Raw genomic sequence first — 3,153 nt, 5'->3', positions numbered from 1 at the left:
CCGTGCTGGGGTTTCGGATTTAGGAGCCTGACGATGACCTACTCTCGCATGGGCAGATGCCACACTACCATCGGCGCTGGTTCGTTTCACTACTGAGTTCGGGATGGGATCAGGTGGTTCCGAACCGCTATAGTCGTCAGGCAAACAGGTTGACCACTGGGTTGGACAAGATTGCGGAGCCGAAGCTCAAAGCTGAAGCGATTTCCTGCGTTATCCGCAGTTGGCTTGGGTGTTATATAGTCAAGCCGCACGAGCAATTAGTATCGGTTAGCTCAACGCCTCGCAGCGCTTACACACCCGACCTATCAACGTCCTGGTCTTGAACGGCTCTTCAGGGCCCTCGAGGGGCCAGGGAGATCTCATCTTGGAAGGGGCTTCCCGCTTAGATGCCTTCAGCGGTTATCCTGTCCGAACATAGCTACCGGGCAATGCTTCTGGCGAAACAACCCGAACACCAGAGGTTCGTCCACTCCGGTCCTCTCGTACTAGGAGCAGCTTTCCTCAAATCTCCAACGTCCACGGCAGATAGGGACCGAACTGTCTCACGACGTTCTAAACCCAGCTCGCGTACCACTTTAAATGGCGAACAGCCATACCCTTGGGACCGGCTTCAGCCCCAGGATGTGATGAGCCGACATCGAGGTGCCAAACACCGCCGTCGATGTGAACTCTTGGGCGGTATCAGCCTGTTATCCCCGGAGTACCTTTTATCCGTTGAGCGATGGCCCTTCCATACAGAACCACCGGATCACTATGACCTGCTTTCGCACCTGCTCGACGTGTCTGTCTCGCAGTCAAGCGGGCTTGTGCCATTACACTAACCGTACGATGTCCGACCGTACTTAGCCCACCTTTGTGCTCCTCCGTTACTCTTTGGGAGGAGACCGCCCCAGTCAAACTACCCACCACACAGTGTCCTCATCCCCGATCAGGGGACCAAGTTAGAACCTCAAACAGGCCAGGCTGGTATTTCAAGGTTGGCTCCATGCAGACTGGCGTCCACACTTCAAAGCCTCCCAGCTATCCTACACAAGCATGCTCAAAGTTCACTGTGAAGCTATAGTAAAGGTTCACGGGGTCTTTCCGTCTAGCCGCGGATACACCGCATCTTCACGGCGATTTCAATTTCACTGAGTCTCGGGTAGAGACAGCGCCCCCATCGTTACGCCATTCGTGCAGGTCGGAACTTACCCGACAAGGAATTTCGCTACCTTAGGACCGTTATAGTTACGGCCGCCGTTTACCGGGGCTTCGATCAAGAGCTTCGCACGAATGCTAACCCCATCAATTAACCTTCCGGCACCGGGCAGGCGTCACACCCTATACGTCCACTTTCGTGTTTGCAGAGTGCTGTGTTTTTAATAAACAGTCGCAGGGGCCTGGTATCTTCGACTGGTCTCGGCTCCACCCGCAGGGGCTTCACCTACTACCAGCGTGCCTTCTCCCGAAGTTACGGCACCATTTTGCCTAGTTCCTTTACCCGAGTTCTCTCAAGCGCCTTGGTATTCTCTACCTGACCACCTGTGTCGGTTTGGGGTACGGGCTCTCGTGACCTGAAGCTTAGAAGATTTTCCTGGAAGCAGGGCATCAATGACTTCGCGCTGCAAGCAGCACTCGTCGTCGCATCTCAGAATTGAGGACCCGGATTTGCCTAAGTCCTCTTCCTACATGCTTAAACCGGGACAACCGTCGCCCGGCTCACCTAGCCTTCTCCGTCTCTCCATCGCAGTCACGCGAGGTACGGGAATATTAACCCGTTTCCCATCGACTACACCTTTCGGTCTCGCCTTAGGGGCCGACTCACCCTGCGCCGATTAGCGTTGCGCAGGAACCCTTGGTCTTCCGGCGTGCGGGTTTTTCACCCGCATTATCGTTACTCATGTCAGCATTCGCACTTCTGATACCTCCAGCATGCCTCTCGACACACCTTCGCAGGCTTACAGAACGCTCCCCTACCCCGCATACAATGTATGCAGCCGCAGCTTCGGTAACCAGTTTGAGCCCCGTTACATCTTCCGCGCAGGCCGACTCGACTAGTGAGCTATTACGCTTTCCTTAAAGGGTGGCTGCTTCTAAGCCAACCTCCTAGCTGTCTTCGCCTTCCCACATCGTTTCCCACTTAACTGGTATTTGGGGACCTTAGCTGGCGGTCTGGGTTGTTTCCCTTTTCACGACGGACGTTAGCACCCGCCGTGTGTCTCCCGGATAGTACTCACTGGTATTCGGAGTTTGCATCGGTTTGGTAAGTCGGGATGACCCCCTAGCCGAAACAGTGCTCTACCCCCAGTGGTATTCGTCCGAGGCGCTACCTAAATAGCTTTCGGGGAGAACCAGCTATCTCCGGGCTTGATTAGCCTTTCACTCCGATCCACAAGTCATCCCCTGGCTTTTCAACGACAGTGGGTTCGGTCCTCCAGTGCGTGTTACCGCACCTTCAACCTGCTCATGGATAGATCGCCCGGTTTCGGGTCTATGTCCACCGACTAAGTCGCCCTATTCAGACTCGGTTTCCCTACGGCTCCCCTAGATGGTTAACCTCGCCACTGAACATAAGTCGCTGACCCATTATACAAAAGGTACGCCGTCACCCCCGAAGGGGCTCCGACTGCTTGTACGCATACGGTTTCAGGATCTATTTCACTCCCCTCACAGGGGTTCTTTTCGCCTTTCCCTCACGGTACTGGTTCACTATCGGTCAGTCAGGAGTATTTAGCCTTGGAGGATGGTCCCCCCATGTTCAGACAGGATTACACGTGACCCGTCCTACTCGATTTCACTGAACTCAGGTTTCGGATACGGGGCTATCACCCACTATGGCGGCACTTTCCAGAGCCTTTTCCTACCAGTTGTTCAGCTTAAGGGCTGGTCCCCGTTCGCTCGCCGCTACTGAGGGAATCTCGGTTGATTTCTTTTCCTCGGGGTACTTAGATGTTTCAGTTCCCCCGGTTCGCCCCTTGCACCTATGGATTCAGTGCAAGGTACCTGGCCGAAACCAGGTGGGTTTCCCCATTCAGAGATGCCCGGATCACAGCTTGTTTGCCAGCTCCCCGAGCCTTATCGCAGGCTTCCACGTCTTTCATCGCCTCTGACTGCCAAGGCATCCACCGTATGCGCTTAGTTGCTTGACTATATAACCCCAAACCAACTGTTTAA

General features: G+C 54.6%; 2 rRNA genes. Both read right to left on the bottom strand.

Annotated features, from left to right (window positions below):
• Positions 1–25: 25 nt before the first annotated feature.
• Positions 26–141 (bottom strand): 5S ribosomal RNA (gene rrf, locus EB809_RS20810).
• Positions 142–236: 95 nt separating this feature from the next.
• Positions 237–3,128 (bottom strand): 23S ribosomal RNA (locus EB809_RS20805).
• Positions 3,129–3,153: the final 25 nt, after the last annotated feature.

The organism is Marinobacter sp. R17 (assembly GCF_003789045.1).
Lineage (GTDB): Bacteria > Pseudomonadota > Gammaproteobacteria > Pseudomonadales > Oleiphilaceae > Marinobacter_A > Marinobacter_A mangrovi.
This window is presented reverse-complemented; position numbering and strand designations above follow the sequence as displayed.